Annotated in this window: 31 protein-coding genes; 13 read left to right on the top strand and 18 right to left on the bottom strand. The window is 67.8% G+C overall.

Annotated features, from left to right (window positions below):
- Positions 1 to 99: 99 nt before the first annotated feature.
- Together CRM90_RS25935 and CRM90_RS25930 are read right to left on the bottom strand one after the other, a co-directional pair.
- Complete coding sequence (locus tag CRM90_RS25935) at positions 100 to 414, bottom strand: hypothetical protein (RefSeq protein WP_142391456.1); 315 nt, start codon at positions 412 to 414, stop codon at positions 100 to 102.
- Positions 415 to 458: 44 nt separating this feature from the next.
- A complete protein-coding gene (locus CRM90_RS25930) occupies positions 459 to 1,058 on the bottom strand; it encodes a TetR/AcrR family transcriptional regulator (protein ID WP_102809770.1) in 600 nt (199 codons plus the stop codon).
- Between the two features lie 57 nt (positions 1,059 to 1,115).
- Here CRM90_RS25930 and CRM90_RS25925 point away from each other — a divergent pair, with 57 nt between their 5' ends.
- A complete protein-coding gene (locus CRM90_RS25925; protein WP_102809769.1) occupies positions 1,116 to 2,264 on the top strand; it encodes a 3-ketosteroid-9-alpha-monooxygenase, oxygenase component in 1,149 nt (382 codons plus the stop codon).
- A gap of 21 nt (positions 2,265 to 2,285) precedes the next feature.
- On the opposite strand, the gene CRM90_RS25920 is transcribed toward CRM90_RS25925, so the two are convergent.
- Positions 2,286 to 2,696, bottom strand: a complete 411-nt coding sequence (locus CRM90_RS25920; RefSeq protein WP_102809768.1) for a WhiB family transcriptional regulator — start codon at positions 2,694 to 2,696, stop codon at positions 2,286 to 2,288.
- 129 nt (positions 2,697 to 2,825) lie between these two features.
- Between CRM90_RS25920 and CRM90_RS25915 the strand changes: the two genes are divergently transcribed.
- From CRM90_RS25915 to CRM90_RS25890, 6 genes are read left to right on the top strand one after another with little or no spacing between them, the layout of a single operon-like run.
- Positions 2,826 to 3,566: a helix-turn-helix domain-containing protein gene (locus CRM90_RS25915; protein ID WP_102809767.1), complete on the top strand. Its 741-nt coding sequence runs from the start codon at positions 2,826 to 2,828 to the stop codon at positions 3,564 to 3,566.
- The gene (locus tag CRM90_RS25910; RefSeq protein ID WP_102809766.1) at positions 3,563 to 4,351 is read left to right on the top strand and encodes a C40 family peptidase; all 789 of its coding nucleotides are present in this window, start codon (positions 3,563 to 3,565) and stop codon (positions 4,349 to 4,351) included. Before CRM90_RS25915 ends, CRM90_RS25910 begins: the two co-directional genes overlap by 4 nt.
- A 47-nt stretch (positions 4,352 to 4,398) precedes the next feature.
- Entirely contained in the window at positions 4,399 to 4,758 is a 360-nt protein-coding gene (locus tag CRM90_RS25905) for a DUF4226 domain-containing protein (protein WP_102809765.1), read from the top strand.
- Positions 4,759 to 4,816: 58 nt separating this feature from the next.
- On the top strand, positions 4,817 to 6,214 hold the full coding sequence (locus CRM90_RS25900) for a DUF4226 domain-containing protein (RefSeq protein WP_102809764.1): 1,398 nt from the start codon (positions 4,817 to 4,819) through the stop codon (positions 6,212 to 6,214).
- 1 nt (position 6,215) lies between these two features.
- Positions 6,216 to 6,533 carry an ESX-1 secretion-associated protein gene (locus CRM90_RS25895; protein ID WP_102809763.1) on the top strand — a complete coding sequence of 106 codons (318 nt, stop codon included), beginning with the start codon at positions 6,216 to 6,218 and terminating at the stop codon, positions 6,531 to 6,533.
- A complete protein-coding gene (locus CRM90_RS25890) occupies positions 6,530 to 6,835 on the top strand; it encodes a DUF2694 family protein (RefSeq protein ID WP_102809762.1) in 306 nt (101 codons plus the stop codon). Before CRM90_RS25895 ends, CRM90_RS25890 begins: the two co-directional genes overlap by 4 nt.
- Positions 6,836 to 6,839: 4 nt before the next feature.
- On the opposite strand, the gene CRM90_RS31385 is transcribed toward CRM90_RS25890, so the two are convergent.
- From CRM90_RS31385 to CRM90_RS25860, 7 genes are read right to left on the bottom strand one after another with little or no spacing between them, the layout of a single operon-like run.
- Complete coding sequence (locus CRM90_RS31385) at positions 6,840 to 6,965, bottom strand: hypothetical protein (RefSeq protein WP_286145665.1); 126 nt, start codon at positions 6,963 to 6,965, stop codon at positions 6,840 to 6,842.
- 37 nt (positions 6,966 to 7,002) lie between these two features.
- Positions 7,003 to 8,256, bottom strand: a complete 1,254-nt coding sequence (gene lipE, locus CRM90_RS25885; protein WP_102809761.1) for a lipase LipE — start codon at positions 8,254 to 8,256, stop codon at positions 7,003 to 7,005.
- On the bottom strand, positions 8,253 to 8,738 hold the full coding sequence (locus CRM90_RS25880; protein ID WP_102809760.1) for a peroxynitrite isomerase: 486 nt from the start codon (positions 8,736 to 8,738) through the stop codon (positions 8,253 to 8,255). The genes lipE and CRM90_RS25880 overlap by 4 nt, the downstream gene beginning before the upstream one ends.
- 24 nt (positions 8,739 to 8,762) lie before the next feature.
- Positions 8,763 to 9,170, bottom strand: a complete 408-nt coding sequence (locus tag CRM90_RS25875) for a VOC family protein (protein WP_102809759.1) — start codon at positions 9,168 to 9,170, stop codon at positions 8,763 to 8,765.
- Positions 9,171 to 9,218: 48 nt separating this feature from the next.
- A complete protein-coding gene (locus CRM90_RS25870) occupies positions 9,219 to 9,626 on the bottom strand; it encodes a VOC family protein (RefSeq protein WP_102809758.1) in 408 nt (135 codons plus the stop codon).
- 27 nt (positions 9,627 to 9,653) lie between these two features.
- On the bottom strand, positions 9,654 to 10,295 hold the full coding sequence (locus tag CRM90_RS25865) for a class I SAM-dependent methyltransferase (RefSeq protein WP_102809757.1): 642 nt from the start codon (positions 10,293 to 10,295) through the stop codon (positions 9,654 to 9,656).
- 53 nt (positions 10,296 to 10,348) lie between these two features.
- Positions 10,349 to 10,789 (bottom strand): STAS domain-containing protein, encoded by a 441-nt coding sequence (locus tag CRM90_RS25860; protein WP_102809756.1) that lies wholly within the window; start codon positions 10,787 to 10,789, stop codon positions 10,349 to 10,351.
- Positions 10,790 to 11,244: 455 nt separating this feature from the next.
- On the opposite strand from CRM90_RS25860, the gene CRM90_RS25855 reads away from it, so the two are divergent.
- Complete coding sequence (locus tag CRM90_RS25855; protein ID WP_102809755.1) at positions 11,245 to 12,108, top strand: rhomboid family intramembrane serine protease; 864 nt, start codon at positions 11,245 to 11,247, stop codon at positions 12,106 to 12,108.
- 1 nt (position 12,109) lies between these two features.
- On the opposite strand, the gene CRM90_RS25850 is transcribed toward CRM90_RS25855, so the two are convergent.
- From CRM90_RS25850 to CRM90_RS25835, 4 genes are all read right to left on the bottom strand, one after another.
- Positions 12,110 to 12,562, bottom strand: coding sequence for a hypothetical protein (locus CRM90_RS25850; protein ID WP_102809754.1), 453 nt, complete (start codon positions 12,560 to 12,562; stop codon positions 12,110 to 12,112).
- 75 nt (positions 12,563 to 12,637) lie between these two features.
- Positions 12,638 to 13,258 carry a LutC/YkgG family protein gene (locus CRM90_RS25845; RefSeq protein WP_102809753.1) on the bottom strand — a complete coding sequence of 207 codons (621 nt, stop codon included), beginning with the start codon at positions 13,256 to 13,258 and terminating at the stop codon, positions 12,638 to 12,640.
- Entirely contained in the window at positions 13,255 to 14,748 is a 1,494-nt protein-coding gene (locus CRM90_RS25840; protein WP_102809752.1) for a lactate utilization protein B, read from the bottom strand. The genes CRM90_RS25845 and CRM90_RS25840 overlap by 4 nt, the downstream gene beginning before the upstream one ends.
- Positions 14,745 to 15,488: a (Fe-S)-binding protein gene (locus CRM90_RS25835; protein WP_102809774.1), complete on the bottom strand. Its 744-nt coding sequence runs from the start codon at positions 15,486 to 15,488 to the stop codon at positions 14,745 to 14,747. The genes CRM90_RS25840 and CRM90_RS25835 overlap by 4 nt, the downstream gene beginning before the upstream one ends.
- A gap of 40 nt (positions 15,489 to 15,528) precedes the next feature.
- On the opposite strand from CRM90_RS25835, the gene CRM90_RS25830 reads away from it, so the two are divergent.
- Together CRM90_RS25830 and CRM90_RS25825 are read left to right on the top strand one after the other, a co-directional pair.
- On the top strand, positions 15,529 to 17,487 hold the full coding sequence (locus tag CRM90_RS25830; protein ID WP_502693323.1) for a potassium transporter Kup: 1,959 nt from the start codon (positions 15,529 to 15,531) through the stop codon (positions 17,485 to 17,487).
- Between the two features lie 35 nt (positions 17,488 to 17,522).
- Positions 17,523 to 18,731 (top strand): FAD-dependent oxidoreductase, encoded by a 1,209-nt coding sequence (locus CRM90_RS25825; protein WP_102809773.1) that lies wholly within the window; start codon positions 17,523 to 17,525, stop codon positions 18,729 to 18,731.
- Between the two features lie 42 nt (positions 18,732 to 18,773).
- Here the strand turns inward: CRM90_RS25825 and CRM90_RS25820 are convergent, their stop codons facing one another.
- A complete protein-coding gene (locus CRM90_RS25820; RefSeq protein ID WP_102809750.1) occupies positions 18,774 to 19,394 on the bottom strand; it encodes a TetR/AcrR family transcriptional regulator in 621 nt (206 codons plus the stop codon).
- A 48-nt stretch (positions 19,395 to 19,442) separates the two neighbouring features.
- The gene (locus CRM90_RS25815; protein WP_102809749.1) at positions 19,443 to 20,195 is read right to left on the bottom strand and encodes an SDR family NAD(P)-dependent oxidoreductase; all 753 of its coding nucleotides are present in this window, start codon (positions 20,193 to 20,195) and stop codon (positions 19,443 to 19,445) included.
- A 125-nt stretch (positions 20,196 to 20,320) separates the two neighbouring features.
- Here CRM90_RS25815 and CRM90_RS25810 point away from each other — a divergent pair, with 125 nt between their 5' ends.
- Positions 20,321 to 21,331 (top strand): zinc-dependent alcohol dehydrogenase, encoded by a 1,011-nt coding sequence (locus tag CRM90_RS25810; RefSeq protein ID WP_102809748.1) that lies wholly within the window; start codon positions 20,321 to 20,323, stop codon positions 21,329 to 21,331.
- Here CRM90_RS25810 and CRM90_RS25805 read toward each other — a convergent pair.
- Together CRM90_RS25805 and CRM90_RS25800 are read right to left on the bottom strand one after the other, a co-directional pair.
- Positions 21,328 to 22,263: an LLM class flavin-dependent oxidoreductase gene (locus CRM90_RS25805; protein ID WP_102809747.1), complete on the bottom strand. Its 936-nt coding sequence runs from the start codon at positions 22,261 to 22,263 to the stop codon at positions 21,328 to 21,330. The genes CRM90_RS25810 and CRM90_RS25805 overlap by 4 nt on opposite strands.
- The gene (locus tag CRM90_RS25800; RefSeq protein ID WP_233209505.1) at positions 22,260 to 22,805 is read right to left on the bottom strand and encodes a TetR/AcrR family transcriptional regulator; all 546 of its coding nucleotides are present in this window, start codon (positions 22,803 to 22,805) and stop codon (positions 22,260 to 22,262) included. Before CRM90_RS25800 ends, CRM90_RS25805 begins: the two co-directional genes overlap by 4 nt.
- Positions 22,806 to 22,910: 105 nt before the next feature.
- Here CRM90_RS25800 and CRM90_RS25795 point away from each other — a divergent pair, with 105 nt between their 5' ends.
- Together CRM90_RS25795 and CRM90_RS25790 are read left to right on the top strand one after the other, a co-directional pair.
- On the top strand, positions 22,911 to 24,152 hold the full coding sequence (locus CRM90_RS25795; protein WP_102809772.1) for a cytochrome P450: 1,242 nt from the start codon (positions 22,911 to 22,913) through the stop codon (positions 24,150 to 24,152).
- A 14-nt stretch (positions 24,153 to 24,166) separates the two neighbouring features.
- Complete coding sequence (locus CRM90_RS25790) at positions 24,167 to 24,361, top strand: ferredoxin (protein ID WP_102809746.1); 195 nt, start codon at positions 24,167 to 24,169, stop codon at positions 24,359 to 24,361.
- Positions 24,362 to 24,364 lie beyond the last annotated feature (3 nt).

Here is a 24,364-nt window from a genome sequence, read left to right as displayed (position 1 = left end):
CCGCCGACAACCACCCTACGAGCCAACAGGTCGCTTGACATCCCTTAGGAACTCAGGTCTGGGCAGCAGCGATGCCCGTCTCGGCGGGCGGCTCCCCCGCTAGTCAGCCCGGGCGTCGGACGACGGGCCGCGACCATCGGCCGAGATGTCCGGCGCGAACAGCTCCGGGCTCATCGACGGGTCGACGGGCTCGTCGTGCGGCACCGCCGTCGACTCCCCTGCGGCGGCCCGCTTGCGATCAGCCCGCCAGTCGCGCAACAACAGCACGATGCCCACCACCGCGAGCACGACCACCGCGATGGCCGCATAGGTGCTGTCGGTCAGCACCGCCACCACCAGTGCGATCAACCCCGCCAGGGCTACCGCGACCACGATCCGCACCCGCGCGCCTCCCAACGTCTGCTGTGTCGACACAGTTCTATCCGCATACCGACTCCCCTGCCCGGGAATTGCCGCAGTCAGCGAGTCGCCGGCGCCGGCACCGGCGCGGCGGTCAGCATCGCGGCGAGCATCGTCACGATCTCCTCGAGACTGTCGGCATCGGTGTCGCCGGATTCCACCCGCCGCTCGTGGTCGGCGAGCAGGGCGAACATTGCGGTGGCGACGGCACCGACCCGGTTCTCCCGGGCGCTGCGGTCCTTGAGCGGAACCAGTCGGGCCAGCGCGTCGAGGATCCGTGGCCAGGCCGATTCCGCCGGGCTCTGCGGTTCCCGATTCAGCCGGATCCGCACCACTTCGAGGAACCGCGCGTAGTGGGTGCCTTCACTGTGGAAGAACGGCCCGACCAGGATTCGCAGCACGGCGTGCGCGTCGGCCATCTGCTCACCCGACATGCGGTCCAGCAGGGCTTGCCGCTCGACCTCCATCGGGGTCAGGCGTCGGGCCACCACCGCATCGATCAAGTCCTGCCTGCTGCGGAAGTAGTAGTTGACGGCGGAGTTGTTGCGCTGGCCCGCGGCCACCGCGATCTCCCGCAGCGGCACCTCGAAGCCGTGCTCGGCGATCAGCCGTTCAGCGGCGTCGAGCAGTACTTCCCGTGATCGGGCACCGCGGTCCACGTCGAGCAGTCTAAATCAGTGCTAGGCAGCTTTAAGCACATGTGCTTAAATGAGCGCATGAACCAGATCCGGGAGATCGACCCCGGCACGCCCATGACGCGCTACGCGCGCGGTTGGCACTGCCTGGGCCTGGCAGAGGATTTCCGCGATGGCAAGCCGCACGGCATCAATGCGTTCGGCGGCAAGTTGGTGGTGTACGCCGACTCACAGGGCGACATCCATGTGCTCGACGGCTACTGCCGGCACCTGGGTGCCGACCTCGCCATGGGCACGGTCAAGGGCGACAATCTCGCCTGTGCGTTCCATGACTGGCGCTGGAACGGCGCGACCGGGCGCTGCGTCGAAATTCCCTATGCGCGAAGGGTTCCCAAGCTCGCCCGCACCCGCAAGTACCAGACCATCGAGGTCAACGGGCAGCTGCTGATGTGGCATGACCCGGAGGGCTCCACGCCACCGGCCGAACTCACCCCGCCGACCATCGACGGCTATGACGAGGGCCAGTGGTCGAAGTGGGCGTGGAACTCGATGGTCATCGAAGGCGCGCACTGCCGCGAGATCGTCGACAACAACGTCGACATGGCGCACTTCTTCTACATCCACTACGCCTACCCCACGTTCTTCAAGAACGTCTTCGAAGGCCACACCGCGAGCCAGTACATGGAATCCAAGGGACGCCAAGACTTCACCGAGCACCCGGAGCGGCTGTGGGAGGGCACCAAGCTGCGCTCGGAGGCCACCTACTTCGGGCCGTCGTACATGATCAACTGGCTGCACAACGACCTCGGACCGGACTTCACCGTGGAGTCGGTGCTGATCAACTGCCATTACCCGATCGACCAGAACTCATTCATGCTGCAGTTCGGGGTCTCGGTGCAGAACATGCCGGGGCTGTCGGACGAGAAGGCGGCCAAACTCGCCCAGTCGTATTCGAAGATCTACGAGGTCGGCTTCCTGCAAGACGTCGAGATCTGGAAGCACAAGACGCGGATCGAGAATCCGCTGCTGTGCGAGGAGGACGGCGCGCTCTACCAGTACCGGCGGTGGTACGAGCAGTTCTACGTCGACGCCGCCGATGTCACCGCGGACATGACCGACCGCTTCGAACTCGAGGTCGACACCACTCACGCCTATGACGTGTGGCAGCGCGAGGTCGACGAGAACATGCAAAAGCGTTCTGCGGCAACGGCAGTCGGCTCGGCCGGATAGCCGCCGAAGCCAGCTGGTAGTTCAGGCCGCGGTACGCGGCCGGCCCAGCGGAAGATGCACGACGGTTGCCACTTGGGCGGGCAGCGCTTCGCTGCGGTCCAGCAGTTCGGCGCTTTCGGGCAGTTCGCGCGGATTGAGCTTGCCGTCGGCGATGCGCCGCAGAACCTCGTGCGCGTGCGCCAGCTGATGGCGCTTGCGGTATTGGCCGCCCGGCAGTTTGATGCCGGCCCACACCCCGTATTCCTCGCCGCTCTCGACGGCGCTTCTGGCGCACGCACGCTGCTGGGCCAGGGGGCACCGGCGTAGACAGATGGTCCGGGCGCGGGTGGCCGACTGCTCGTAGACGCGGGCCTTGGCCGCGCCGTCGCTGGCGTCGTCGTCGGCGTAGCCGAACCACAGATCGGGCTCGACCGAGCATGGGCGGTAGTTCATCGGAGCCTCCTTGGCCGGATTCAATGACGGAAGCATATATGCGACATCCGCAAGGCGCAAGAGGAACGTAGAAGAAAACGTATAATCCGATAGGCCTGTGTACGATCCGTATATGGCTGGAGCCCCACCGTGAGCCGAGAGGCGGCGGGTGCGGCCATCCGGACTCTGCGCGAAGCGAGGGACTGGTCGCTGGCCGAGCTGGCCGCCGCCACGGGGGTCAGCATCATGGGCCTGAGCTTCTTGGAGCGCGGTGTCCGCAAGCCGCACAAAGGCACAGTTCAGAAGGTCGAAAATGGACTGGGGCTGCCGCCTGGTACCTACGCGCGGCTCGTCGTTGCCGATGATCCAGCCGCTGAGATCGCCCAATTCCTGACCGGCGGACCGGCCGAATCCACGCCGCCGCGGACCACCACCGGCATCGTCGTCAGCCGGCACAGCGACGCTGATGTGCTCGAGGCGCATGCCGAAGCGCACCTGGAATCGCTGAACTCGTTGATAGCCCGCCTGCCAGCGGAGACGTCAAACGAATATGAAACGTATATTCAGTCCGTGATCGAGCAATGCGTGAAGGCCGAGCTGCTGGCCGCCAACTCGTGGCGCGTCGCGGTCAACGCGGGGGCCGAATCGGTGGACCGCCTGATGACTCACCTCAAGTCCCTGGAAGCGATCCGGAGCGGGCTGCTGGCCCGCATGCCGGGCAGTATCAGCGCGCGCTTCGACCAGGCGTGTGCCCGCTCCGAGCTTCCCGAGCCGGTGATCGCGACACTGATCGGAGTCGACGTCGAGCAGCTGTGGGACATCCGCAACCGCGGGGCCATCCCACCCGGAGTGCTGCCGCGGGTGCGGGCGTTTGTCGAGGAGCGGGTATGACCGCCCCCGAGGTGGAGATCCTCAGCCGCGCCCATGCGCTGTTCTCCGGCCGGCAGGCGGTGGGGGTGCTCGATGCGGCACCCGCGGTGGCGTCGTCCCCGGGCGATGGGTTGCCCACCGCCTATCACCGTGCGGCCGAACGGGGACGCACCGAACTCGACGGCGCCCGCCGTGTCGACGCCGAGGTGTCGGCAATCCTGGCCCGTGTCCAGCGCGATCATCAGGAGGCTCAGCGGCAAACCCGGGCCGTGCTCGACGCCGCCCACGCCGATGCCGCCACCACCCCGGACAACCCGGTCGCTCAACGAGAGTTGCTGCGGCGCAGGGCCGCCCGGCTGCGCGCCCAGCACGCGCACGTCCTGGCCGCCCGGCGTCGAGCCCGGCGTCGTCTCGCGCTGTTGCGCGCGCTGCGATATCGCCGTGGGCACCGCCGGTTGCCGGCACCGAGTTCACGGGCTGCGCTGGCCGTGCGCGCCGCGCTCTCGCGGCTGGGTTGCCCCTACGTGTGGGGAGCTACCGGCCCGGATCGCTTCGACTGTTCAGGCCTGGTGAAGTGGGCCTACGCCCAGGCGGGGGTGCCACTGCACCGCACCACCTACGACCAGATCAATGACGGGGTTCCGGTACCGCGTTCCCACGTCCGCCCCGGTGATCTGGTGTTCCCGCATGCCGGCCATGTCCAGATGGCGATCGGCAACGGACTGGTGGTCGAGGCGCCCTACTCCGGTGCCAACGTCCGGATCAGCCGACTGGGTCCCGACATCGCGATCCGCCGGCCGGCTTAGCCGAGTGGTGAGTTGTTCGGCGAAATCTCGCTGAGTACCGTCGACGCATGGCAGAGCACGTCGGAGCCTCGGCCGAGGCCCTCGAGTCGGCTCGATCGCTGCTCGCCGCGCGGGACCGCGACCTCGCCGGGGCGGACGCCGAACTGGCCGAGGTGGTGTCGGCCGCGCATGCCGCCGCAACCGAGGCGATCCGCAAGCTCGACGCTATCAACGCCGAGATCGAGGCGGCGGTCGCTGCGAACACTGTCACCGCGCCCGTCGAGGGACGCGAGTTCGCGCGGTTTCTGCTCGCCAAGCAACGCGAAATCAGCGATGTGCTGATCGCCGCGCGCGCCGAAGCCGCCGCCAAAACCGCGGCGCTCCAGCGACTTCTGGACCGCTACCAGGTGTCGTCCACACCTTCCTGACGGGTGAATTGTCACCCGAACACCGCCTGGATACAGTCGCCGGCATGAGAGGGCACCGGTGGCGAGTTACCAAGACCTGCTCGACGTGATCGCGCGCGTCGGTGCGGTCACCGGTGACAGCCGGGCCTGGCTGACGGGGCTCTCGGACACCGACCTCGCCACGATCACCAGCCCGGTCAGTGTGGTGTCGCCGAGCGCAATCGACAACGTAGTGGCCAAGATTCGCGCGCAGCATCCCGCCGCCCTCGACCCGGTGGCACCCATCGACCAGTCGCCCGGCGTGGGGGAGGGGCGGGCCGCGGACGCCATTCGGACGGCTGAAACTTCACTGGCACATCAGAATTCGGTGAGCGCACAGCTCGACTTGCAGGTGATCACCGCGGTTCTCAATGCCCATGCCGTCCATACCGCGGGCCGGGAAGCCCTCGATGGTCTGCAGAGGGACATCGAGGCCGCCGTCGCGGCCCGCACCGACCTCGACACCCCGGCCGGTGCGCGCGCGTTCCAGCGGTATCTGATCGACAAGTTGCGCGATATCAAGACCGTCGTGGAGACCGCGGGACTGGACGCCACCTCGAAGGCGTCCTTGGCCGCCGCGCTGGCATCGCTGTACGTCGGTGCCACCCCGGACTCCGCAGCCGAGGCCGCACCCGATGCCGCCCCGGTGGCCGCGACACCGGCTGAGCCGGCCGTCGACCTCCCGCCGGATCTCGGCCCGGACCCGTTCATCGATGGCCTGTTGCCCGACGACCTCGCGCCGCCGCCTGACCCTGCCGCCGCCGGCGGCCAGCCGGTCGCCGCGCCGATGATCCCGCCCATGGCCGCGATTCCCGCGACGGGCGGCGGCACCGGTGCGGGTGCGCCGGCCGGTCCGAGCCCCGTGCCGCCGACATTCGACACTCTCACCCCGCCGCGGCTGCCGTCCGCAGACACCTCTGACCTGCTCGACGAGCCGGTGCCGGACCAGCCGATCGACGACGCTCCGGCCGATCCGGCGGCCGACGACGACAGCAGCGCGGGGGAGGAGTCCGATACGCCGCCTCCCGACGACTCGACCGTGGTCACCCTGCCCACCGGTGAAACGGTGACCGCGCCGACGCCTCAACTGGCGGCAGCCATCACCGCCGCGGTGGCCGGAACGCCCATCCCGGAGGCGTTCCGGCAGCAAGGCATCACGATCCCGGCCCCGGGCACCGTGGTCTCGCATCCCGTGGACGCCGCCCGGGTGTCGCCCGGTGACATCGGGATGCTGACTGACCGGCATGCGCTGGCGGTGGGCAACGGCAAGGCGGTGCTCAACAACCAGATCCAGCCCATTGCCAGCGTCGCGGGCCCGAGCTTCCTAGGGTGGGAGCATCCGCCTGAGCCGGGCGCCGGAACCACGACCCCGAGACCCGACCGACCCGCGCCGACCCGGCCCGCGGTGACAGCCGGTCCGCCGGCGATAGGAGAGTGACATGGCAGAGCGCATCCACGTGGTACCCGACGAGCTGCGCCGCGCGGCCCGCGACCACCAGGACACCGCCGAGCAGCTGAGCACGGTGCCCGCCCGGCACGCCGACATCCTCGCCAGTCTCGACTCGCTGGGCCCGATCTTCGGTGAGCTGCGCGACGCCGGCCGCGAACTGCTGGATCAGCGGCGGGCCTGCTACGAGCAGCAGGCCGCGGCCCACGCCGAACTCGCGACCAATCTGAGCCACGCCGCCGACGTCTGGGAACACCAGGACAGCGCCGCCGCCGCCGAGCTCGGCCGCATCACCCGGGACGGTTCATGACCGAACCCGATCCCGAGTTCGACGCGGTCCATCCCAGCGGGCACATCCTGTTCCGGTCCTGCCGGGGTGGTTACCTGCACAGCGTGGCCCTGGCCGAACCCGCGATGGACGCCGACGCGCAGACCTTGGCGCAGGGCATCCTGCTGACCGCGGACGTGTCGAATCTGAAAGCGCTGATGCAGGTGCGCGCCGAGATCGTGGCGGCGGGCCACACCCCGTCAGACGATGTGGCGAGCAGCCGCGACCTCGAGCTGGCCACCGAGGCGCTGCGGCAGCATCGGCTGCGGTCCGACGAATCCTGAGCGGTTACCGGTCGCCGTCGGCGGAGGCAACCTCCGGCGGCGCAACGGGATTCGGGCCGAACAGCTCGCGCGCCCGCTGCAGCAGGGCACGTACCTCGTCGAGTTGTTGCTGCAGCAGCGAGTCACCCATGGTCGGTACGTTATCGACCGTGCCGGGCCGGCACAATTCACCCGCGGACGCGGGGGATCTCAGCGTTGATGCGATCCAGCACGTCGCTGTAGCGGCCCGCTTCGCGGTGCTGTCCGGGTTTACCGCTGCTGACCAGTCCGACCGACAGTTGGCGTTCCGGATCCGCCCAGACCGCGATGTTGGTCAGCCCGGTGTGGCCGACGGCGCCGGGTGCGTCGCGTCCGAACGGCCCGAACCGGGTGGATCCGAGCATGTAGCCGGTGCCCCAGCGCATCGGTGCGAACCCGGTCGCGATATCGGGCCGCAGCCGGCGTGCGGGTGCCACCGCCGCGCGGAGCGTCTCCGGACGCATGACCCGGACGCCGTCGAGTTCACCTCCGCGCCGCAGGATTTCGGCGAAGCGCGACAGTTCGTCGGCGTTGGACACCGTGCTGGACGACGGGACGACACCGGTCAGGAACAGCGGGGTGTTGGAGAACGGGATGATCTGCTGCGGGGTTCCGCCGACGGCGGCCCGGAACGCTTTGGCGATCGGCGCAGGCAGTGGTTTACCCGTGACGTGGCTCGGCGCCACCAGCGGGACATCCTGTTCTGCCACGCCGTAGTTCGTCCAGCGGAACCCCAGCGGGTCCAGGATGTCCTCGGCGAGGATGTCGCGGATGTTGCGCCCGGTTGCGGCCGAGACGATCTCGCGGACCAGCGGACCCCAGGTCAGCCCGTGGTAGATGTGCATCAAGCCCGGCCGGTGGATGGGCTTGAGCTCACCGAGTTTCTCGCGCGCGTAAGCACTCTCGTTCATCCGTTTGAGGTCCGGTCGTGGCCCGGTGGCGAACGGCACGCCGGCGCTGTGGGTGATCACATGCCGGATGGTGGTGCGGTCCTTGCCGTAGCTGGTGTAGTTCGGCAGGTAGTCGCAGACCCGGTCCTCCAGGGAGAACTCGCCGCGCTCGACGAGCATGTGCACCACCGTCGTGCTGATGGCCTTGGCCGCGGAGTACACACAGAACGGGGTGTCGACGGTGACAGGCACCTTCTCGGCGTCCGGCGGGTCGGCCGGACCGTTGCCCCAACCGTGGCCGATCGCGCGGTTGAGCACGACTCTTCCGTTGTGCCGCAGGCACAGTTGGATTGCGGGGTGCATGCCCGCGGCGTACCAGTGCCGCACCGATTCCCAGATCCGGTCGGCGGTGGCCGCCGAGATGTCGGCGTGGTCCTCGGCGCCGACGTCGGTGACGGCGCCGAGGTCGGTCGGGACGCGAATCCGGCCGTCCCCGGCGGGGGAGTGGCTCACCCCTGCTTCCTGTGCAGGGTCGCGGCCAGATGGTGGGTGAGCGGCACGCCGACGGCGGCCATCCGCACGCTGTAGGTTAGTTCGTCACCGGCGAGTTGGAACGAACGGCTCAGGGCGGTAACGCTTTTCGCCGAACCGGTGAGCCCGATGGCGGTGGAGTCGAGCTCGATCGCCAGGCCGTCGCCGGTCTCCGACAGCTTGCCTTCGTCGATCTCGGTGACCCCGGTGGGATGGGCGACGACAAGTTCGATCCGGCCGGGCGACGGCACCCGCAGGTAGCCGGTCTCTGCGTGCAGGGGCCGGCCGTCGTCGGTGGCCCTGGTCCGCTGCGAGTAGGTCAGGAAGGGCTTGCCGACGTGTCCGATCGCGACCTCTTCGACGTAACCGAACGTCTCGATGGTCGGGTACTCGCCGGTGCCGGCACCGGTCCAGGTCCCCAGCAGGGGCGCCAGGACCGCGACGTCGGGATGAAGCTCGGGCACGATGCCCAGGGTACGGGCCGCGATCTACATCGGGCCGACGAGCTCGACCCAGTTCCCGTCCGGATCGGCGACGAACATCCAGCCCATGCCGGGTACCGGGGCGAACTCCGCGAGCTCCTGGGCGATCTCGTAGCCCGCGGCCTTGACCTGCTCGGCGGCCGTGGTGGTGTTGGCCACCACCACGGTGTAGTAGCGGATGCCGGCCGCGGCCGGTCCGCCCCCCGGCGTCGCCGGTGCGGCCGGCGGCTGGTCGAGGGTGATCAGCTTGAGCACGTTGTCACCGAGTGCGTAGCGCTTCATGGTGCCGCCGGGGAAGTCGAGGTCGCCGGTGAAGGGCAGGCCCAGGAAGTTCTCGTAGAACTCGACCATCGGACCCAGGTTGGTGGTGACCAAACCGACTTCGATGTTCTTGGCGAGTAGCTCGATGGCCATAGGTGTTCCTCTGCGTTGAGTGGGTGACGTCGGACGGATGAGCGGTGTTCAGATCGGACCGGCGAGCTCGACCCAGTTGCCGTCGGGATCGGCCACGAAGAACCACCCGATGCCGGGCAATGCGGTGAATTCGGTGAGCGGTTCGACGATGTCGTACCCGGCGGCGGCGACCTGGGCGGCCACCTCGGTGACGTTCGTGACCACCAGCGAGATGTAGCGGACACCGGTCTGCGCGCGTCCGCCGCCGGGGGTGAGGTCCGCGGGAGGCGGTTGGTCGTAGGTCACGAGTTTGAGGGTGTTGTCACCGATCAGGTAGCGCTTCATGGTGCCGCCGGGAAAGTCGAGGTCGAGCTGGAACGGCAGCCCGAGGAAGTGCTCGTAGAACTCCACCATCGGACCCAGATTGGTGGTCACCAGACCGATCTCGACACTGGGGGCGAGCAGCTCGACGGCCATGGTGTCGAAGGATACGGCCCGAATCGGTCAGGACGCGGGCTTCGTCCCGATCGTGATGAGGTCGAACACGCCTTTGGTCCACAGCGGCCGGTGCACCCGGTGCTGGTCGCTGATCGTGAAACCGGCGTCGGTGAACAGCGTGCGCATCTCCTGCGCCGACGGGTTGTGCGCGGCACTGGCGGGCGAGTTGGTCAGCTGGCCGAGCAGCGGCAGTTGCGGCGGGCTGATCGTCGCAACCGCCGCCAGCCCGCCGGGCCGCAGCACCCGGTGGAATTCGCGCATCGCCGCCGGCTGGTCGAAGAAGTGAAAGGCCGATGTCGAGACGACGGCGTCGAGCGACTCGTCGTCGAACGGCAGTTGTTCGGCCGGCCCCTTGCGCCACTGCACCTCAGGGTCGCGCGCCTTGGCCTGCTTGAGCATGCCGTCGGACATGTCCACCCCGTACACCTCGTCGGGCTGCAGCTCGGCTTTGATGCGAGCCGCGAGAATACCTGTGCCGCAGGCGATGTCAGCGATCCGGCAGGCGCCGTGGGCGCGCAGCTCATCGATGACCTCGTCTTGGGCAGGTTGGTAAACCCAGTGCTGCAGACGGGGATGGTCGTAGAGCGGTGCGGCGACGCTCCAGAACCGTGTCACCAGGTCGTTGAGATTGCGACCGTGTGTCGCCATGGCTGCTCGCCTTCGCTAGAACCGATCGAACCAGTCTAGGAAGGGACGGCCGGCTACTTCGCCAGCGGGGCCAACTGCAGATGGGTGTGTGGGCCACGGGCGAGAGCGGCCACCGCCGAGACGATGTTGCCCGCCGTGGTGACCAGCCCCTCCGGATCGCAGACCCGCAGCACGCGAGCAACCGCGGGGCCGGGGACCAGCACCCAGTCGATCCCGCGCCGCGAGCACCGGACGGTGAGCGTGTGCAGCGCCGAGAACCCGTCCATCGCGAAGAAGTCGAGCTTCGACAGGTCGATCACGAGCTGCTGATACCCCGAGATGTGGTCCTCGACGTAACCGAGCATGTCGCCGGCATTCGACGCGTCCACCTCGCCGACTGCGGCGATGAGCAGGGTGGTCGCGCTGAGCTCTCTGGACCGGAAGGCTCCACGGTCCGTGCGGTCGCGGCCCAAGCGGGTGACAGCCAAGGGTCCTGCGGCGGTGGCTGAAGTCATGGCGCCTCCATCAGTGGTACTCCGCGATGCCGGATGTGCCTGCCGAAGCTCTTCGAATCGAAGCTGCGCTGCGAAAGTTCTCGAGCCCTCGCGCGCCGGCGTCTCCGGGCGGCTGTGAACTCAACCTGGGGGAAATGTACTACGGAATCAGTCGTGTGGCTACATATTGTTGTGGGTAGCTATATGGGCACTTCAGCACCGATTCGGCCGTCCCGGAAATGGGACGCGGCAGTGCGGATATGGCAAATATTGACGCCCATCGAAATTGAATCCGAAGGTTAGCTGCCGAACGCCCCCGTTCCCGCAGCCCAACCAGTGTCCGGGCACTGGTTGGCCGGGTGTGCTGGTGCGGCTCCGGCTCGCGACGACGGAATCCGTACCGTCTCCGCGGCGTCGGCGACGCCGTCTCAGGTGCGTCGCCACCGGCCCGGCACAGTATCTTCGGTGGCAGGACTATGAGCATCCCTTACACACCGCAAACTCCGGCGGGCACACCGACCTGTTACCGCCACCCCGACCGCCCGACCTATGTGCAATGCACTCGCTGTGGGCGGCCGGTCTGCCCCGAGTGCATGCGCAGCGCCGCGGTCGGACATCAATGCGTCGACTGCGTGGCAGCCGCCGGGCAGAGTGTCCGCCCGGCGCGTACCGGCGCCGGCGGCATCCGGCGCTCCGGCCTGCCGTACGTGACCTATGCGCTGATCGCGGTCAACGTGGTGATGTTCGTGCTGCAGATGACGTCGAGAGATCTTCAGCGCGCGCTGGTGCTGTGGGCCCCCGGCGTGGCCGGAGGCGAGTACTTCCGCCTCATCACATCGGCGTTCATGCACTACGGCGCCATGCATCTGCTGTTCAACATGTGGGCGCTGTATGTGATCGGCCCTCCGCTCGAGGCCTGGCTGGGCCGGCTGCGGTTCGGTGCGCTGTACGGTCTCAGCGCGCTGGGCGGTTCGGTGCTGGTGTACCTGCTCGCACCGATCGGGGCGGCGACCGCGGGCGCCTCGGGCGCGGTCTTCGGATTGTTCGGGGCGACGTTCGTGGTGGCCAAGCGGCTCAATCTCGACGTGCGCTGGGTGGTCGTGCTCATCGGCATCAACCTGGTGCTGACGTTCACCGTCCCGTCCATCAGCTGGCAGGGCCACGTGGGCGGCCTCATCACCGGGTCGCTGATCGCGGCGGTCTACACCTACGCACCGCGGGAACGCCGCAACCTCGTGCAGGGCGGAGTCTCCGCGGCTGTGCTGGTGGTGTTCGCGGCGCTGATCTATTGGCGCACCGCCGAGTTGATCGGTCAGTACGGCGCGCTGATCACCGGCTGACTCAGAGCCGGGTCAGCCAGAACGGGTAGGTGAAGGTGCCGCCCGGTGCGCCGTCGCAGCCGACGTCGAACGACGATTCCATGGTTCCCGCCAATGTCTTGGGATCCCAGGTGAAGACATCGCGGGTGGGGATGACCGGACCGTAATAGATGTCGCCGCAGCGCAATCCGTCCGGATTGTCGACGGTCATCGTGTATTGCCCGTTGTTCAGCGTCGCGATGCCGTACCAGGGGTAGGCCTTGGCGATCGGCATGGGGTTGGCCGAGACGCGGACGCAGGTCGGCGAAAACACGATCTCGCCGGGGCAGGGGGCGGCCCCCCACGCCCAGGTATGGAAATCCCGGCGATCGGGGATGATGAAGTTGTAGTTGCCGGGCCACAGTTCCGCGGACGCCGGCGGGGCCAACGTCACCGCAGCCGCCGTGAGCGCAATGCCTATCGCCAAAGTCCGCAACGCCCGGCTCCCTTCGTAGCTCCGCTGTAGAAATCTATGCCGTGCGGCCGTGAGAAATAAGCGGATTCCGCAATGTCACCTGCTGATCAGCAACACGTCAAGTCTGCGCGGGCCGTGCACACCTTCGACCCGGTTGAGTTCGATGTCGCTGGTGGCGCTCGGGCCGGAGATGAAGGTCAGCGGTCGCCCCGGGTCCAGGGCGGCGAACGCCTGCGGGACGGTGTCGACGATCTGGTCGGTGAAGACGACGCAGATGTGATGGTCGGGGACCAGGGTCAGTGCTCGGCGGCCCTGGGTGGGCCCGGCGTCCAGGACGATGGTTCCGGTGGCCGCGACGCCCAGGGCGCATCCGGTGACGACGGCGTCGGCGGTGTCGAGTTCGGTTACCGCCATGGGGTTTTCCGGCCGGTCGACGACGGTGTCGATGCCGTCGACCCACTCGGCGGGCAGGCCGGACGGTATCGCCACCCGGGCGCCGGCACCCGTCAGCTCGGCGACGGTGGCCGCTATCTCGGCTGCCTCGACGGCCAGCACCCGGGCCTGGTATTCGGCGACCGTTCGCGCGAAGCGCTCGGCGTCACCGGGTCCGTGCGCCGGCTCCCGGTCGTAATCGCGCGGCACCTGAACGGGTTCGGGCGGGGCTGCCGCGAGCGCCCCGCGGATCCGGTCGAGGACGATCCGACGTGTCTCGTTCATCGGGACGCCTCGTCGTGGGTGCGGGCCCACCACTGCCGGAAGGTTTCCGCGGGTGGCGCGGGCACGTCACGGCTTGCGGTCCAGCGCGACGCCGGCCAGGGCAGGTGTGTGATGCGATGATCGGCACCCGCCACCAGCCGCCCAGCGGCGAGCAGCTTCTCGGCCGCGGCGAATCGTCTGGGCGAGGCCATCGCCCACGCGGCGGCGCCCATCGCGAGGTCCTGACCGAGCGCCCGATGGTCGTCGACCTGTGCGGCCCGCAGGTGCACCAGGATCGAGGGGATGTCGATCCGCACCGGGCAGGCGTCGAAACACGCGCCGCACAACGACGACGCGTACGGAAGCGAGGCGTTGGGGTCGTCGTGCCCGTGCGTCCCGGTCAACTGCGGGCTCAGGATCGCGCCGATCGGGCCGGGATAGATCGAGCCGTAGGCGTGGCCGCCGGTGCGTTCGTACACCGGGCAGACATTCAGGCAGGCGCTGCAGCGGATGCAGTGCAGGGCGGCACGGCCCACCGCGTCACCGAGCACCGCGGTGCGGCCGTTGTCCAGCAACACCAGATGGAAAGCCTGCGGTCCGTCGCCGGGATGCACGCCGGTCCACATCGAGGTGTACGGGTTCATCCGTTCAGCCGTCGAGGAACGCGGCAACAGCTGCATGAACACCTCGAGGTCGGTGAACCGGGGCACCACCTTCTCGATGCCCATCACCGTGATCAGCGTCTGCGGCAGTGTCACGCACATCCGGCCGTTACCCTCGGATTCGACGACGGCCAGTGTCCCGGTTTCGGCGACCGCGAAGTTCGCACCGCTGACGGCGACCTTGGCGGACAGGAACTTTCGGCGCAGATGCGCGCGGGCCGCCATCGCGAGTACACGCGGCTCGTCGGTCAGTTCACCGGCATCGGGCATCTCCCTGGCGAAGATCTCGCGGATCTCGGCACGGTTGCGGTGGATCGCCGGAACGAGAATGTGGCTGGGTGTGTCGTGCCCGAGCTGCACGATCAGTTCGGCGAGGTCGGTCTCGATCGCCGCGATGCCTTCGGCTGCCAGATGCTCGTTGAGCCCGATCTCCTGGGTGGCCATCGACTTGACCTTGACCACTTCGTCGGCGCCCGTCTCGCGGATCAACCCGGTCACGATCCGGTTGGCTTCGGCGGCGTCACGGGCCCAGTGCACAACGCCGCCGCGGGCCACCACGTTGGCCTCCAGCTGGTCGAGCAGTTCCGGAAGCCGGGCCATCACGTCCTGCTTGAGCGCGCTGCCCGCGGCCCGCAACTGTTCCCAGTCCGGGCATTCGGCAACCGCTCCAAGCCGTTTGGTGCGGATGGTCCGGGTCGCGTGGCCGACATTGCGGCGCATCTGCGTGTTGGCCAGCTCGCGACGCGCGGCCTCCGGGAACGGTTGGCTGCCACGCAGATTGCCGATGCCGGGAACGCCGAGGAAGCGGGCGGCGGGAGGGACGTGACCCGGGGAAGGATCGGTGGTCATCGCTCCGGCTCCGTCGACGCGAGGATCTCCGCGAGATGCACGGTGCGCACCGCCGAACGTATCCGGCTCAGCCCGCCGCCGATGTGCATCAGGCACGAACTGTCCCCGGCGGCACACACTTCGGCGCGCGTGGCGATGACCGCCGACATTTTGTCGGCCAGCATCGCGGTGGAGGTGTCGGCGTTCTTGATCGCGAAAGTGCCACCGAATCCGCAGCAGGTGTCCGCGTCGGCGAGTTCCACCAAGGTCAGGCCGCGCACGTGGCGAAGCAACTCCAGCGGCTTGTCACCGACGCGCAGCAGCCGCAGCGAATGACAGGTCGGGTGGTAGGTGACCCGGTGCGGATAGTAGGCACCGACATCGCGCACACCGAGCACGTCGACCAACAATTCGGACAGTTCGTAGGTACGTGCCGCCATCGCCTCCGCGCGCTGCGCCAGCGCGGTGTCGCCGGCCCGGCGGGCGACCATCGCATGCTGGTGGCGCACCGAGCCGACGCACGATCCGGACGGCGCGACCACCACATCGCAGCCGCTGCTCTCGAACAACTCCACGTGGTGGCGCACCAAGCCGGTCGCCTGCCCGAGATAGCCGGTGTTGATATGCATCTGACCGCAGCACGTCTGGTCGGCCGGGAAGGCCACCTGATGCCCGAGCCGCTCCAGCAATTCGACAGTCGCGATCGCGGCCCGCGGAAACATCGCGTCGGCCAGACAGGTCGCGAACAGTGCAATACGCATCTGTTCCACCGTACGTCGGGAGGGCGTTGCGACAGCTACCATGAGCCTCCACGTCGCCGGGACCCGACGCCGGGCGCACCGAGAAACGGGGTGGGGAGTGAGCACGGCGACCAAGGCCCGCACCGGGTTAGTCATCGGCGCCCTGGGCGTGGTGTTCGGTGACATCGGCACCAGCCCCATCTACACCGTGCAGACGCTGTTCAACCCGGGCGACCCACACCCTGTTCCGATCACCTCCGCCAACGTCTACGGCGTGGTGTCACTGATCTTCTGGTCGGTGATGATCATCGTCACGCTCACCTACGTCACCTTGGTCATGCACGCCGACAACGACGGTGAAGGCGGCGTGATGGCCCTCATCACGCTGGTCCGCAGGCTCGGGCGCAGGTCCAGCCCGCGGGTCATCTCCGCGTTGTCGGCGCTCGGAATCCTTGGTGCCGCACTGTTTTTCGGTGACAGCATGATCACCCCCGCCATCTCGGTGCTGTCCGCGGTGGAGGGTCTGAAGGTCGTCGACCCGTCACTGTCGGAGCTGGTGGTGCCGATCACCGCGGTCATCATCGTCGGGCTGTTCGCGGTACAGCGGCGCGGCACCGCCGCGGTGGGACGGTTCTTCGGCCCGGTGATGATCGTCTGGTTCCTGGTGATCGGCGCGTGCGGGGTGCGCGGCATCTCCGGGCATCCGCAGATCCTCAAGGCGCTGTCGCCGACGTACGCGTTGGAGTTCATCGTCGGCCACTTCCACATCGCGTTCTTCGCGCTCGCCGCCGTCGTGCTGTCGGTCACCGGCGCCGAGGCGCTCTATGCCGACATGGGCCACTTCGGCCGCAAGGCGATCACCTGGGGCTGGCTGGGTCTCGTGCTCCCGGCTCTCGTACTCAACTACCTCGGCCAGGGTGCCCTGCTGCTGGGCAACCAGAGTGTGGTCAATGCGCCGTTCTTCCTGCTGGTACCGCACGGCTGGGAGCTCCCGATGGCGATATTGGCCACCGCGGCGACGGTGATCGCGTCGCAGGCGGTGATCACCGGCGCGTATTCGGTGGCCTCGCAGGCCGCGCAACTCGGCTATCTGCCGCGGCTGCGGATCGCCCACACCTCGGCGTCGTCGATCGGCCAGATCTACGTCCCGTGGATCAACGGGATGCTGATGGTGGCGGTGCTGATCCTGGTGTTCGCGTTCCGGAGTTCGGCGGCACTGGGCTACGCCTACGGGATGGCGGTCACCGGCACGATCACCATCACCACCCTGTTGTTCTTGTACATCGCGCACACCCGGTGGCGGTGGCCGCTGTGGATGGTGGTCATCGGCGGCGGTGCACTGCTGACCGTGGACCTGATGTTCCTGGCCGCCAACCTGACCAAGCTCGTGCACGGCGCGTGGCTGCCGCTGCTGATCGGTCTGGTCACCTTCACGGTGCTGATCACCTGGCAGCGGGGCAGCGCGATCGTGGTGAGCGCCCGCGACAAAGCCGAGGGCCCACTGGAGCCCTTCATCGACGAGATCAACAACCACTCCCCGCCCTACCCGCGGATCCCTGGCACCGCGGTGTTCCTGAACCGGGAGAGCGAGACGGCGCCGTTGTCGATGCGGGCCAACGTCGACCACAACCACGTCGTGCCCGAGCGGGTGATCATTCTGTCGATCGTCGTTCCGCCGTTGCCCCGGGTGCCCGACAGCGAGCGGATCACCGTCGACGACCTCGGCGATCCGGATGACGGCATCTATTACGTGGCAGCACAATTCGGTTACATGGAGCGACCCGACGTGCCGGCGGCGTTGCGGTTGGTGAACCCGGCCGACGTCGGCGGCGACATCGACCTCGACAGCACCTCCTACTTCCTGTCCAAGATCGAACTGATTCCCGGTGATCAGCCGACCATGGCGCCCTGGCGCAAGAGGATCTTCATCGCCACATCGTTGATGGCCGCGGATTCCGCGGGATACTTCGGGCTGCCGACCAGTCAGACGGTGCTGATCGGCTCACGTATTCAGGTTTAGCTCCACGCGTGCACCCGTCTGACTACGGTGTGTCCATGACCGACTCCACGACGGTGGCGATCGTCGGCGGCGGCCCCGCCGGCATGGTGCTCGGACTGCTGTTGGCCAGGGCGGGCATCGAGGTCACCGTCCTGGAGAAGCATGCCGACTTCCTTCGCGACTTCCGTGGCGACACAGTGCATCCCACGACCCTGCGACTTCTCGACGAGCTCGGCCTGGGCGAGCGTTTCGCGGCGTTGCCGCAGAGCAAGGTCGATCACGCCGAATTCACTGTGGGCGACAACTCGCTGACGATGGTGGACTTCCGCCGGCTGCGCCAGCCGCACCCGTACATCGCGATGGTGCCGCAGTGGGATCTGCTCAATCTGCTGGCCGAAGCCGGTCAGGCGGAGCCGACGTACACGCTTCGGCTGTGCCACGAGGTGACCGGGCTGTTGCGCGACGGCGCCCGGGTCACCGGGGTGACCTACACCTCGCCGGACGGCGACGGTGAATTGCGGGCCGATCTGACCGTGGCGTGCGACGGCCGGACGTCGGTCGTGCGGCAGACCGCCGGGCTGGTGGCGCGGGACTTCCCGGTGCCGTTCGACGTGTGGTGGTTTCGGCTGCCACGGGACAGCAGTGCCGAGTACACCCTGATTCCCCGGATCACCGCCGGACGCGTGCTGATCATGATTCCGCGGGAGGGGTACTTCCAGCTGGCCTACCTGATTCCGAAGGGCAGCGACGCGCAGCTGCGGGCGCGCGGGCTGGCAGCGCTGAAAGCCGAACTGGCCGAGCTGATTCCGGAGGCCAATACCGACAGCCTGACCTCGTTGGACCAAGTGAAGGTTCTCGACGTCCGGCTCAACCGGCTCAGTCGCTGGCACACCGACGGACTGCTGTGTCTCGGCGATGCGGCTCACGCGATGTCCCCGGTCGGCGGCGTCGGCATCAACATAGCCATCCAGGACGCGGTAGGTGCGGCGACACTGCTGGCCGGCCCGCTGCGCCGCGGCGCTGTCACCGACCGCGATCTGGCCGCTGTCCGTAAGCGCCGGTTGCCCCCGGCCGCGGTCACCCAGGCCGTGCAGCGCCTGTTGCACAAGCGGCTGGTGGCGCCGATTCTGAACGGGCACAGCGCCGATCCCCCGGCGGCGATCACCGCGCTGATCCGGCGGTTGCCATGGCTCTCGGTGATACCGGCTTACCTGGTCGGTGTCGGGGTGCGACCCGAGCACGCCCCGGCGTTCGCTCGCCGCTAGGCACATCCCTGGCGAGATGCCCTGCTCCTCAGAGGATTTCGGTCACGCGAAGTTCGGCACCAGGGCACGCAGGAGGTACTGCTCGACGAAGAGTCTCTTGGCGTCGACGGGACGATGCCGCCACACCGGAGCGAGCAGGAACAACGACGCGGTGTGCAGCCAGCGCGCGGTCTCCCGCGGGTCGAGCTCGGGATACAGACTGCCGTCCGCCTGCCACCGTTCGAACAGCGGGCCGTAATGCCGCAAGACGACGTCGACGATCTGCTCGGAACCGATCTCGAGTGCGGTCGCCACCGCCGTACTCTCGCCGGACATCAAAGCCTCTTTCAACGCGTTACCGATCACGGACTGGACGGGCACCAACATCAGTTCCTGGATCGAGGCCGGCGCGTCGTCGGGCTGCGGTAGCGATGCGACGTGCGCGGCCAGCGCGGCGTCGATTCGGGTCAGCAGCAGCCCCAGCAGAAGGTCATCGCGGGATGGGAAGTAGCGGTACACCGTCGAGCGGACCACGCCGGCTTCGGCGGCGACCTCAGCCATCCGGATCTGGGTGTTGCCCCGGCGCACGATGCATCGGCTTGCGGCTTCGAGCAGCCGGTGGCGCGCCTCATCGCCGGCAAGCAGAGCCCGTTCGGCGCGCAGGGGACGACCCGTTGTTCCCATCCGCCAGATCGTACGACGCAGCGCAAGGACGGATCCGCGAGATTTGGGTCAGCCGCCGACCATGATCAGACCGCCGTCCACCGGCAGCAGCTGACCGGTGATGAAGTGCGAACCCTCGCCGGCCAGGAACACCAGCACCGGCCCGAGGTCGCGGTCGGGATCGCCCAGCGCCCCACCAAGCGGGATGGTGGCTTTGATCTGCTGATCGATGAACGGCGCCGCGTCCGGGCCGAGGAACTCCCGCAACCGGTCCGCCCCTCGCGTCTGCATCGCCGGCGCCAGCGCGTTGACCGTCACGTTGTCGGACGCCCAGGCTTTGGCCGCCGAGCGGGTCCAGGCCTGCACCGCGCCCTTGGCTGCGGCGTACACCGCGGAGATCGGACTGCCCATCACCGCTTCGGCCGAGCCGAAATTGATGATGCGCCCGCCGGACTTGCGCATCACCGCGTGTGCGGCCTGGTTGGTCAGGATCGTGGTCTTGACGTTGGTGTCCAGGACGAAGTCGATGTCGGCGGTGGTGATCTGGCCGGGCACACCCTGGTGCCACAGTCCCGCCGCGTTGACCAGTACGTCGAGGCCGCCCATCGCCGCCACCGCGGCGTCGATCATCGCGTTCACCGACTCGGCGTCCCGGGCGTCACACGGCACCCAGATGGCCTGCGAGTCGTCGGCGGGTTCATTCTGGTGATAGGTCGCAACGACCTCGGCGCCGGCATTCGTGAGAGCCCGGACTGCCGCGGCGCCCAGCCCGCCGGCCGCACCGGTGACCACCGCGCGGCGCCCGCTGAGTGGCTTGCTCATCGGGAGAACAGGGACAGCCCTGCGGCCGTGTGCCTTACCATGACGGTTACGGTAGGGTGCGGCACCGCCGGTGTCAACCGTCGAATAGCCGAAAAGCATTGTGCGAGTTGGTCTGTGAGGAACAGATGAAAGCAACGATGATCACCGGGCCGGGGCAGACCGACGTCGTCGATGTCGCCGACCCGGTGGTGGGACCAGCCGACGTGTTGGTGAAGATCAGAGCCTGCGGAATCTGCGGCTCGGACGCGCTGTACATCTCGATGGGTGGGCTGCCACCGCGGCAGGGCCGCATGCCGCTCGGGCATGAACCGGCGGGGGAGGTCGTCGAGGTCGGCCGCGAGGTCACCGGCATCAACGTCGGCGACCACGTGGTGATCAACCCCATCGGCGCACCGAGCGGCATCATCGGCAACGGCGGGGCGACCGGCGCGCTGGCGGAGTATCTCCTCGTCGAGAACGCGGTGCGCGGGCAGAGCATCGAGGTGATCCCGGCCGACATCCCGTTCGACGTCGCCGCCCTCAACGAGCCGATGGCTGTCGCCCGGCACGGCGTGAATCAGACCAAACCCACACCGGCGGACAAAGTGGCGGTGTTCGGTGCCGGCCCGATCGGGCTGGGCGCCACCATCGCCTACAAGGCTTTGGGCGTCAGCCACGTGACCGTGGTGGATCTGATCGGATCGCGGCTGGACAAGGCACTCGCCGTCGGCGCCGACTCGGTCATCAACGCCGGCGACGAGGATGTGGCGCGGCGCCTCATCGCGTTGCACGGCAAGGGCGAGGCGATGTGGCCGGGCAAATCGGGCACCGACATCTACCTCGACGCGGCCGGAGCACCGTCGGTGATCAACACTGCGCTGGCGGCAGCACAGGTCGGTGCGCGGCTGGGGGTGGTGGCCGTGCACAAGGAGCCGGTGCCGGTGGACTTCATCAACATCATGGCCAACGAGATCACCGTCGTCGGATCGATGGGCTATCCCACCGAGATCTTCGAAGTGACCCGAGATCTCGTGGCGAACTGGGAGAAGTACGCGGTGATCGTCAGCCACACCTTCGATTTCAGCGATGTGCAGGACGCGCTGCAGACCGCGCTGACGCCGGGTGCCGCCGACAAGGTCGTGATCACCTTCGCCTAGAGCTCTGGCAGCACCTCGGTGGCCAGCAGCTCGAGGGTCGCGTCCGAGGCCCGGTCGTGGGTGAAGAACACCACCTGCGTGAAGCCCATGTCCCGGAGTTCGCCCAGTCGGTCGACGATCGCGGCCGGCGTGCCGATGAGCCCGCCTTCGTGCAGACCGAAACCCCGACCGCCGAACCGCTTCTCGGCGATCTGGCGCACGCTCTCCAACGCGGCGGAGTCCGGCGCCAGAGCCAGCACGGCCTCGACCGACATCACAATGGAGCCGGGATCTCGGCCGATGTCCTCACAGATCGCCCGCAGGACGGTCAGCTTGTGTTCCATCTCACCGAGCGCATAGGTGGGCACGTTCCAGACGTCGGCGTAGCGGGCCACCAGCGGCAGGGTGTACCTCTCACCGGACCCGCCCACCACGATCGGCGGCCGTGGCTGTTGAACGGAGCCGGGTTTGATGGGCATGTCGCGAACCGTGAAATGCGTTCCGCTGAAATCGATCCGCTGATCGGCGAACGCCTGGGTGAGGATCTCCAGCGTCTCCTGTAGACGCTCGGACCGCTGCGCGAACGTGCCCCAGTCCAGTCCGAGCCGGTGGTGTTCGTCTTCGATGGATCCGCTGCCGATACCCAGTTCCAGCCGACCGTCCGATATCTGGTCCAACGTGGTTGCCATCTTGGCCAGCACAGCGGGGTGACGAAACTGGTTGCACAGCACCATGTGTCCCACGCGGAGGTGCTCGGTGCGGCTCAGCAGAGCGGTGGCAAGCGTCCAGGCCTCCAGCGAATCGATGCCGGGAACGCCGGGGCCGTACATGTGGTCGTAGAGCCACAACGAGCCGATGCCGAGTTCCTCGCAGCGTTGCGCGCGGTGCAGGACATCGGCGTAGCTGAACCCCATCTGCGGGACGTAGACCCCGATGTCGAGGGGTGTGGTCACTGTTTGATGCCGACGGCGTGGCGCAGCTGGGCCAGGAACTGGTGGGCGTCGTCGCTACGGACCACGTAGTGCGATATCGCGACACGAATTGCGGTGGCGGCCTTGATCTCTGCGTTGGGTCCGCTCAACAGCCTCTGCAGCCGGGTCCGCATCAGCGGCAGGATGCGGTCCAGCTGGGCGATCACCACCTCGGGCTCGATATCGATGAGCCGTACCCCGGAATAGGTCTGCTGGTAGGAGACGATGAACTGCAGTGCCGCGTCGAGCTTGTCGGTGCCACGCAGTCCCGCGGTGGCCCGGCTGATGCCGGTGTCGAACATCTCGCGCTCGTAGGCGCCGAATGCGTCGAGCAACTCGGTCTTGGACGCGAACCAGCGGTACAGGGTCGGGCGGGAGACGCCGGCCTGAAGAGCGACCTCGGAGAGACTGAGCTTGGTCTGCCCGCTTCGGGCGAGCACCTCGGCGGTGGCATTGAGGATGCGCCGCCGCGACGAGGTTTCGTCGTCGTCGGGGATCACAGCGGTGGTTCCTGCCGGGCTCACGTGTACAGGATTACAGGTCGAGGCCCGGGTGTCACGCGGAGTTCGCACATCCGGGACCGAAAACACTGTCTTTACAAATACTGGTCAAAGTGTCACGCTGTGCACGTGTCGGCGGACCAGCGTGGGTACAGCCCCCACGACATCACGTCGCGGCGATTCTGGGGCCAGACCTTCGACGCCCGCGAGCAGACCTTCGCCGCTCTGCGGGCCACCGACGGACTCACCTGGCACGAGCCGTTTCCCTCGCTGTTCCCGATGGAAGAGCCCGGCTTCTGGGCGTTGACCCGGCGCGCCGACATCGTCCATGCCAGCCTGCATCCGGAGCTGTTCAGTTCCGCGCAGGGCATCGCGCTGGACCCGATGCCCGCCGACATCCAGCGGATCGCCACGTTCTTCCTGATGATGGATCCGCCGCAGCACACGGTGTATCGCCGGCTCATCAGCTCCGCATTCACCCCGCGCAACGTCGCCCAGATCGACGAGCAGGTTCGCAAGAACGCGGCCACCGTGGTCGACGAACTGGTCGGCGCCGGTGAGGTGGACTTCGTCGCGGCGTGCTCGGCGCGACTGCCGATGATGACGATCTCGGAGATGCTGGGCGTGCCGAACTCCGATCGCGAAGCGGTGGCCAAGGCCGCCGAGAAACTGTTCTCCATGAGCGACGACGAGTACGCCACGATCGAGGAGCGCGCCGAGGCGACCGTCAACGAGATGTTCCTGTTGGCGGGCACCGGCATTGAGTTGGCGAAGTTCCGCCGTCGGCATCCGGGCGACGACTTGATGACCAGCATCGTCAACGCCGAAGTCGACGGGCACCGGCTCACCGACGAGGAGGTCGGCGCGTTCCTGGTGCTGCTGGCGTCGGCGGGCAACGACACCACCAAGCAGACGACCTCGCACGCCATGCTGGCGCTGGCGGCGAACCCGGACCAGCGCGCCTGGCTGATAGCCGATTTCGACGGCCGGATCGGACCGGCGGTCGAGGAGTTCATCCGCTGGTCGACGCCGGTGCTGCAGTTCGCCCGATTCGTCGCGCACGACACCGAGCTCGCCGGCCAGCAGCTGAACGCCGGCGACAAGGTCGTATTGTTCTACTGTTCGGCGAACCGCGACGCCGCCGCCTTCGACCGGCCGGACGCGTTCGACCTGCAGCGTTCGCCGAACCCGCACCTGGGTTTCGGCGGCGGCGGCCCACACTTCTGCCTCGGCAACCAGTTGGCCCGGACCGAGCTGCGGAATCTGTTCCGGGAGTTGCTGTTCCGGGTCGACGTCGAGCTCGGCGAGCCCGATTATCTGCTGAGTAGTTTCGTGCACGGGATCAAGCGGCTCCCGGCGTTCGTGCGGTGAGCGTGAGGCAGGGTATGCGTATCGAAGTGGACCTGACCAAGTGCACCGGGCACGGAATCTGCGAGACGATCGCCGAGGATGTTTTCGAGGTCGACGACGACGGCAGTGTCCGCATCCACGGTGACGCGCGGCCGCAGGAGGACCGGGCGCGGATGCAGCAGGCCGTCACCCAGTGTCCCGCCGCGGCGCTGGCCCTGATCGAGGACTGACCG

The sequence above is a fragment of the Mycobacterium sp. ENV421 genome (assembly GCF_002887815.1).
Taxonomy (GTDB): Bacteria; Actinomycetota; Actinomycetes; order Mycobacteriales; family Mycobacteriaceae; genus Mycobacterium.
This window is presented reverse-complemented; position numbering and strand designations above follow the sequence as displayed.

What these genes read in the sequence shown, in the direction of transcription:
- CRM90_RS25925 (WP_102809769.1), top strand. Translation starts at nt 1,116, where the DNA reads ATGAACCAGATCCGGGAGATCGACCCCGGCACGCCCATGACGCGCTAC.
- CRM90_RS25920 (WP_102809768.1), bottom strand. Translation starts at nt 2,696, where the DNA reads ATGAACTACCGCCCATGCTCGGTCGAGCCCGATCTGTGGTTCGGCTAC.
- CRM90_RS25910 (WP_102809766.1), top strand. Translation starts at nt 3,563, where the DNA reads ATGACCGCCCCCGAGGTGGAGATCCTCAGCCGCGCCCATGCGCTGTTC.
- CRM90_RS25905 (WP_102809765.1), top strand. Translation starts at nt 4,399, where the DNA reads ATGGCAGAGCACGTCGGAGCCTCGGCCGAGGCCCTCGAGTCGGCTCGA.
- CRM90_RS25895 (WP_102809763.1), top strand. Translation starts at nt 6,216, where the DNA reads ATGGCAGAGCGCATCCACGTGGTACCCGACGAGCTGCGCCGCGCGGCC.
- CRM90_RS25890 (WP_102809762.1), top strand. Translation starts at nt 6,530, where the DNA reads ATGACCGAACCCGATCCCGAGTTCGACGCGGTCCATCCCAGCGGGCAC.
- CRM90_RS31385 (WP_286145665.1), bottom strand. Translation starts at nt 6,965, where the DNA reads ATGGGTGACTCGCTGCTGCAGCAACAACTCGACGAGGTACGTGCCCTG.
- CRM90_RS25875 (WP_102809759.1), bottom strand. Translation starts at nt 9,170, where the DNA reads ATGGCCATCGAGCTACTCGCCAAGAACATCGAAGTCGGTTTGGTCACC.
- CRM90_RS25870 (WP_102809758.1), bottom strand. Translation starts at nt 9,626, where the DNA reads ATGGCCGTCGAGCTGCTCGCCCCCAGTGTCGAGATCGGTCTGGTGACC.
- CRM90_RS25865 (WP_102809757.1), bottom strand. Translation starts at nt 10,295, where the DNA reads ATGGCGACACACGGTCGCAATCTCAACGACCTGGTGACACGGTTCTGG.
- CRM90_RS25860 (WP_102809756.1), bottom strand. Translation starts at nt 10,789, where the DNA reads ATGACTTCAGCCACCGCCGCAGGACCCTTGGCTGTCACCCGCTTGGGC.
- CRM90_RS25855 (WP_102809755.1), top strand. Translation starts at nt 11,245, where the DNA reads ATGAGCATCCCTTACACACCGCAAACTCCGGCGGGCACACCGACCTGT.
- CRM90_RS25845 (WP_102809753.1), bottom strand. Translation starts at nt 13,258, where the DNA reads ATGAACGAGACACGTCGGATCGTCCTCGACCGGATCCGCGGGGCGCTC.
- CRM90_RS25840 (WP_102809752.1), bottom strand. Translation starts at nt 14,748, where the DNA reads ATGACCACCGATCCTTCCCCGGGTCACGTCCCTCCCGCCGCCCGCTTC.
- CRM90_RS25835 (WP_102809774.1), bottom strand. Translation starts at nt 15,488, where the DNA reads ATGCGTATTGCACTGTTCGCGACCTGTCTGGCCGACGCGATGTTTCCG.
- CRM90_RS25830 (WP_502693323.1), top strand. Translation starts at nt 15,529, where the DNA reads ATGAGCCTCCACGTCGCCGGGACCCGACGCCGGGCGCACCGAGAAACG.
- CRM90_RS25825 (WP_102809773.1), top strand. Translation starts at nt 17,523, where the DNA reads ATGACCGACTCCACGACGGTGGCGATCGTCGGCGGCGGCCCCGCCGGC.
- CRM90_RS25820 (WP_102809750.1), bottom strand. Translation starts at nt 19,394, where the DNA reads ATGGGAACAACGGGTCGTCCCCTGCGCGCCGAACGGGCTCTGCTTGCC.
- CRM90_RS25815 (WP_102809749.1), bottom strand. Translation starts at nt 20,195, where the DNA reads ATGAGCAAGCCACTCAGCGGGCGCCGCGCGGTGGTCACCGGTGCGGCC.
- CRM90_RS25810 (WP_102809748.1), top strand. Translation starts at nt 20,321, where the DNA reads ATGAAAGCAACGATGATCACCGGGCCGGGGCAGACCGACGTCGTCGAT.
- CRM90_RS25790 (WP_102809746.1), top strand. Translation starts at nt 24,167, where the DNA reads ATGCGTATCGAAGTGGACCTGACCAAGTGCACCGGGCACGGAATCTGC.